General features: G+C 72.9%; 2 protein-coding genes. One reads left to right on the forward strand and one right to left on the reverse strand.

What is annotated here, in order from left to right:
- Positions 1–14 precede the first annotated feature (14 nt).
- A complete protein-coding gene (locus tag FMQ63_RS26745) occupies positions 15–6059 on the reverse strand; it encodes a methyltransferase domain-containing protein (protein ID WP_011555031.1) in 6045 nt (2014 codons plus the stop codon).
- Positions 6060–6163: 104 nt separating this feature from the next.
- Between FMQ63_RS26745 and FMQ63_RS26750 the strand changes: the two genes are divergently transcribed.
- Positions 6164–6877 (forward strand): IF-2 protein (locus tag FMQ63_RS26750; protein WP_228556501.1); only part of this gene is annotated, 714 nt, incomplete at its 3' end.

Here is a 6877-nt window from a genome sequence, read left to right on the forward strand (position 1 = left end):
CTAGTCGCGAGCGGCTATTCGCGCTCGTCCGGCTTCGTGGGCGATGTCTGGGGCGGCAGGTCCAGCGCGGGCACCGCGCCTCGGGGGCGCCGCGCCGGGGCCTTGGCGCCCTGCTCCGTCCCGGCTGGGGGGACCAGCTCATTCCTGGCCGGCTCGGGCGCGTCCAACAGGGCGAAGCTGTCCGCGCGGGACGCCGGCCGCTTTGCCGCGGCCAGTTCGGCCTCGCGGTCCGCGAGCTTCTGCTGGAGGTCCTCCACCAGGGACTGGAGGAGCTCCATCTCCGCGGCCATCTCCAGGACGTCTTCGGGCTGGGAGGACACCTTGAGGGACTCCACGGTGGACAGGAGTTCGGTCCGCTCCGCCTCCAACGCGTCCACGCGGGCCTTCTGGGACTGGAGCTGGGTTTCGAGCCCCCGGAGCTGTTCATCGAGCTGGGAGCGCTCGGTCTGGAGCAATGCGAGCTGCCCGGCCGCGCTGCCGTCGTGCTGCTGGAGCTGCTGCCTGGCCACTTCGAGCGCCTGGGACAGGCGGGTGCGCTCGGCGCGCTCGGCGTCGAGGATCCGGACGGCGTCGGTGGACGCGGCTTCCAGGGCGGTGACGCGGCCTTCGAGGCGGACCCGTGCGGCGCGGGCGACGGACAGGTCGGACTGGAGGCGCTCGCGGTCGGAGTCCGCACGGGCGAGGCGCTCCTGGGCGGACTGAAGCGTGGCCGCCCGCTCCGTGGCGGCGGTCAGGTCGGCGCGGAGCACATCGAGCTGGGACGTGAGCTCGGCGACGTGGGATTCCAGTGTGGCCCTGTCGGCTTGGGCACGGTCAGCGGTGTCGGAGAGCCGGGCCGCGCGGTCGCTGGCCTCCGCCAGTTGCGCATTGAGATTCGCGGAGGCCTCGGCGAGCCGCGATTCCAGCTCGGCTTGCTGTGCCTCGAACCGGGCGTTGAGGTCCGCAAGCCGGGTCTCCGACTCGGCGCGCTGTGCCTCTGCGTGGGCCACGGCCTCCGCGAGCCGGGCCTCCAGTTCGCCACGCTGCGCCTCGGAGCCGGCCACGGCGTCCGCCAACTGAGCCTCCAGCGCGCCGCGCTGTGCATCTGCGTTGACCGCGACTTCCGCCAGCCGGGCCTCCAGCGCCGTGCGTTCGGCCTCGGTGCGAGCAGCAGCCTCCGCGAACTGCTGCGCCGCCTCCACACGTAGCGCATCGGAACGAGAGACAGCTTCCGCGAGCTGCGCCTCGAGTTCGGAGCGCTGGGCGTTGGAACGCGCGACGGCTTCCGCGAGCTGCGCTTCAAGTTCGGCGCGCTGAGCATCAGAACGCGAGACGGCGTCCGACAGCTTTCCTTCGATTTCGGCGCGCTGGGCCTCCAGCTCGCTACGGGCCCGCGTCAGTCCATCGGCGGAGTCCATGAGCTGGGCCTCCAGCGCGTTCGCCCGCGCCTGCTCCGTGGCGGTGGCCTCGGTCGCGCGGGCCAGCTCGGCCCGCAGCGTCTCCAGCGCGGCGCGCTCGGCTTCGAGCGAGTTCTCCATCGCGGTGGCCTTGCCCGCGAAGCGCCGCGCCGTCTCGAGCTGCACCATGAGCAACTCGGCGTTCTCCCGCTGCGCCGCGAGCCGGTCCTGCGCATCCACCAACTCTGCATCGAGCCGAGCGATGTGCATGCCCCGCTCGTGCAGGGTCGCCATGGCGTGCTGGAGCTGTGCCCCCAGACGCATGCTCTCCTGCCGCGCGGCGCCCAAATGCGCCAGTTCCTGCTGCGCCGCGGCCAAGGCCGTCCGTTCGCGGTCTCGCTCCGCCGCCAGCGCTTCGATTTCGCCCTGCTGCCGCTCCGCCCGAGCAAGCGCATCGTCCAGCGCACGCTCGACCGCGGAGAGTCGCTCCTGCGCGGCGGCTTCCTGCCGGGTCAGCGCCTCGCGAGCCTCGGTGGCGGCCTCACCGACACGGCCCGCCTCCGCCTCACGCTCCGCGACCTGCTCACGCAGTTGGGCGACCTGCGTCTCCAGCGCCTCGATGGTTCCCGCACGCTCGGCGAGCTGGGCATCCGCCGCGCTTCGGGCCGACTCAAGGTCCGCCAGGGACTGAGCCAACGCGACCGCACGCGCCGCGTCCGACTCCTGCGCCGCGCGCGCCTCCGAGAGCCGCGACTCCAACGCCGAGCGCTGTTCCTTCGCCGTGTCCTCCGCCCACGCCCGCTCCGACTCCAGGCGCGTCACGGTATCGCGCAGCTCCTGCTCGCGAGCCTCGGCCGCCAGGCGCTGCGCTTCGAGCGCGCGCTCCTGCTCAGCCATGACACGTTCGGCGGCAGCCAGCCGCTCCTGCCGGGCCTGGTCGCGCTCGGACGTCTCCGTGCGCAGCGTTTGCAGCGCGGACTCCGCATCGGTTCGCGTGCGTTGCTCCGCTTCGAGCACCGCGCGGACCTGCGCCAACGCGGCTTCGGCCTCGGCGCGGCCCTGCTGCTCGGACTCCAGTGCCGAGCGAGTCTGTCCAAGCGCGGCACCGGTATCGGCGCGAGTCTGCTGCTCCGCTTCGAGCGTCGCACGCGACTGCGCCAGTGCAGACTCAGCCTGTGCGCGAGCCTGCTGCTCCGCGGCAAGTGCCTCACGGGCCTGGGACAGGGCAGCCTCGATGGCCGCGCGAGCCTGCTGCTCCGCCGTGAGCGTCTCTCGAGACCGCGACAGTGCGGTCTCAAGCTCGATAAGCGTCTGCTGTTCCGCCGTCAGCGACTCACGCGACTGCGACAGGGCTGTCTCAAGCTCGGCACGAGCCTGCTGCTCCGCCTCGAGTGCCGCGCGAGCCTGTGCGAGAACGGACTCGGTCTCTGAGCGAGCCTGCTGTTCCGCAGCGAACGCCTCGCGAGACTGCGCCAGCACGGCCTCGGTCTCGGCGCGAGCCTGTTGCTCCGACGCGAACGCCTCGCGAGACTGCGCCAGCACGGCCTCGGTCTCGGCGCGAGCCTCTTGCTCCGCCGCGAACGCATCGCGCGACTGCGCCAGTACGGCCTCGGTCTCGGCGCGCGTCTGCTGTTCCGCAGTCAGCGCAGCACGTGCCTCGGCCAGGGAAGCTTCGGCATCGGCCAGCGACTGCTGTTCCGCCCCGAGCGTCGCACGGAGCTGAGCCAGCGCGGCCTCCGCCCCCGAGCGAGCCTGCTGCTCCCCCCCGAGCACCCCCTGCACGCGAGCCAGCTCGGCCTCGCCATCGCCGCGCCCCTGGCGTTCGACGTCCAGGTCCACACGAACCTGGGCGAGCGCCTCACGCTCCGCTGCGAGCGCCTCCTCGGCCCGAGCACGCGCCTCGCGCTCGGAAGCCGCCTCGGTCTGGAGCCGGGTGACGACCTCGTCCGCGCCGAAGGCACGCTCCCGCATCGCGGCGAGCTCCGCGGCCAGCCGTTCACGCTCCTCACGTTCGGAAGCGAGCGCCGTCTGGCCCCGAGCCTCGTGCCGGACCAGCGCCTCCTGGGCCGAGACCAGCTCCGCCTCGGTCCGCGCGCGCAACGCCAGCGCCTCATCCAGGCGAGCCTGAACCCCTACAAGCGAGTCCTCCGCCTGAGCCCGTCGCTCCGCCTCCGCGGTGAGCGCCACCTCCAACCGCGCGCGCTCTTGTCCCTCCACTTGGAGCAGCGCCTGCGCATCCCCGAGCGCCGCTTCCCACCGAGCGCGCCGCTCCTCCTCGGAAGCAAGCGCGTCCCGAACCTGGGTCAGCGACTGGCGAGCCTCATCCAGTCCAGCCCGAGTCTCAGCGAGCGTCGCCTCGGCATCGCTGCGCCGCGCCTGCTCGGCCTCGAGCTGCGCACGCAGCGCCTCCAACGCAAGGGCCCGCCCCTCCTGTTCGGAGTCCAGCGAGTCCCGGACCTCCGCCAGGGAGTTCTCCAGCGCCGTGCGCCGAGCAACCTCCGCGTCCAACGCCTCACGGGTCCGCGAGAGCGTGGCCTCGGCGTCCGTCAGCCGCTGCGCCGCGCCCTCCAGCTTCCCACGCGCCAGCCGCAGCGCCTCTTCCACCGCGGCCCGGGCCTCCCGCTCCGAGTCCAGTTCCCCGCGAACGCGCCCGAGCTGCTCCTCCGACGCCTGCCACTCCAGGTGCGCGGACTCCAGCTCCTCTCGGGCGGTCCGCAGCGCGGACTCCAGCTCCTCCGCGCGCTCCGAGGACTGCCGCCCCGTACGAGCGTGCGAGGAAGCCTCGGCCTCCAGCTCCACCACGCGCCGGACCAGGGCCGCGCGCTCCTCCGCCAGCTCCTGCCGCCGGGCTTCGACCTCTCCCTTCGCGGAGACCTCATCAAGGACCTGCTGCTCCAGCGCCGTCGCCCGAGCCCGCTCGTCCTCCAGCTCGCGCTCCAGCGACGTCAGCCGGGACTGGAGCGCGTCCCGCTCCGTCTCCAGCGCCTGCCCCAGGCGCTCCTCGGTCCGAGCGCGCTCCGCCTCCAGCGCCTCCAACCGCTGCGAGGCGTGATGAAGCGACTCCTCCCACTTCTGCGCCGTGGCCCGCGCGGAAGCCTCCGCGTGCGTCAGGGCCTCCACCTCCTGGCCCAGGCGGGACTGCGACTCGCGAGCGGCGGTCAGCTCCGTCTCCAGGCCCCGGACCTCCGCCTGGAGCGACTCCAGCCGCGACTCCGCGTCCTTCTGAGCTCCCTCCGCCGAGGCCGTCCGCTGCCGCGCGTCCACCAGCTCCCGAGCCGTGCGCGCCAGCTCCGCATCCTTCACGGAGACGGCGGCGCCCGCGTCCCGGGACGTCTCCGCCGCCTGAGCCGCCTCGGCCTTCAGGTGCTCCACGGCCGCCAGTGCCGCCGAGTACTGCTCCGCGATGCGCAGCTCCCGCTCGCGCGCGGCCTCCGCGGCACGCCGACGGTCCTCGGACTGCTCCACGGCGCGCTCGGCCGCCAGCCGGTCCCGCTCGCGCTCGATGCGCAGCGTGGCCTGCTCCTCCTGGAGGTCCCGCACCTGCGTATACGCCTGCGTCAGCCGCTCGCGGGCCTCCTCTAGAGAAGCAGCCGTCTCCTCACGACGAGCACGCTCCAGCCGCAGCGACTCCTGGGCCGCCAACACCTGCACGCCCGCGTCCGCCTGAGCACGCTGCGCGGCCTCCACCTCCAGCCGCTGCGCCGCCAGCCGCCGGTCCGCGTCGGCCAGCCGCTCCTGCGCCACCTGGAGCTCCAGCTCGCGGCGCCGCAGCTTCCCGGACAGGTCGTCCCGCTCGCGCTGTGCTTCCTGGCTCCCCCGCGCCTGATCCAACTGCGCGGTGAGCCGGGCCACCTCATCACGAGCCGTCTCCAAGGAGGGCCGCAGCGACGCCGCCTCCGCCTCGCGGTCCGTCAGCTCCGCGCGGAGCTTCGTCAGCGACTCCTTCAGCCGGCCGCTGCGCTCCTCCCAGGACTTCGCGCGCGCCACCACTTCATCGAGCTTGCCCCGCGTGAAGGCCAGCGGCTCGGGAGGCAGTTGCACCCAGGTCGGGTCCACCACGCGCGCCGGGTCCTGCCCCGCCACCACCAGGAAGTAGGCGGCCTCGCTGTGATTCACCAGGGTGCCGTCCACCTGGAGCCCTTCGCCCCGCTCGAAGGCGAGCTGGTAGCCCAGCACCGGGGACTGCGTGGCCACCTCCACAGAGGCGAAGTGGACCGACAGGGCGTCCAGCAGTTGACCATAGGTGGGCGGCACGCCCTCCTCGGCCTCCAGCAACTGGGGCAACGCGAGCCCCGCGACGTTGCGCAGGCCGCCCACGAGGAAGCCCTGCTTCGTCACCAGCCGCGCCAGCTCCGCCAGCAGCTCCGGCGCCTTCACGTACGGCGCCAGGTCCGCGACCAGCACCACATCGAAGCTGCCCGACTCGAAGTCGTCGTAGACGTTGGCCCTGAAGCGCAAGGCGGGACCGCCGTGCGCCTTTTGCGCGGCCTCGACCGCCGCTACATCCCTGTCGCACGACACGACCGCGCGCGCGCCTCTCTCCACGAGGAAGCGTGCGCTCTCGCCCCCGGTGGAGGCGACCGCATCGACTTCCAGGACCCGTCGACGGGCGAAGAGGCTCTCCGCGAAAATGTAGCGGGGCAGCAGCTCGCTGGGCCCCAAGCGGCGGAATGTGTGGTGCATCGGTGTGTTCGGGAGTGGGAGTATACCCCCGGGCAGGCGCGCCCCAAGTTAAGCGCCGGGGCTGGAAATGGGCCTCGCGCTCGTACGTCAGGAGGGCAGGCGACATGAACGGAACGGCACAACAGGGATTCGGCTATCGGGCGCGGCGTACCTTCACGCGGCTCCTCGTCTTCACTCTCATCCTGGGCCTGGGCGGCGTGGTCGTCTTCCTCCTCTCCCAGCTCAACGCGCGCACCTTCACCCTGGCCCTCCAGGACGGACAGTTGGTGGTGATGAAGGGTCGCAACGCCCCCATGGGCGCGGTCCCCTACCGGACCGGGGACCCGCGGCTGGCGGACGCCTATGCGCCCGTCGCCATCGAAGGCCAGGACGTCTCGGCCCTCCTGACGCGCAAGTTCACCGACCGGGACGAGCTGGACCAGGCCCTGTTCCCCGTCCTGGAGGGCCTGGCCCGGCCGCGCATCGCGTCGGACGAGCCGGCCCGGGTCGACCAGGGCCTCTACTACCTCCGGCGCGCGGAGAAGCTCTCCGGCATCACCGAGGAGCAGCGCCTGTCGCTCCAGAAGCACATGGTGGACGTGGCCTACTACCAGGCCCGGCAGAAGCTGGAGGACGCCCGCCGGCTGGTCAGCGAGGCCCTCACCCAGCTCAAGCTGGCCGCGGAGAGTCAGAGCCGCCACGCGCGCAGCGCCAACCAGATGCTCTCCGCCGTGGCCCCGCCGGCCCGCGATTTGGAGGAGTCGCTGCGGCGCGCCGTGCACACCCTCAGCGGCCCCCAGGCGGCCCCCCAGGCGCCGTCCCAGCCCGCGCCGCAGCCC

The sequence above is a fragment of the Myxococcus sp. CA005 genome, assembly GCF_006518205.1.
GTDB lineage: Bacteria > Myxococcota > Myxococcia > Myxococcales > Myxococcaceae > Myxococcus > Myxococcus xanthus.

What these genes read in the sequence shown, in the direction of transcription:
- FMQ63_RS26745 (WP_011555031.1), bottom strand. Translation starts at nt 6,059, where the DNA reads ATGCACCACACATTCCGCCGCTTGGGGCCCAGCGAGCTGCTGCCCCGC.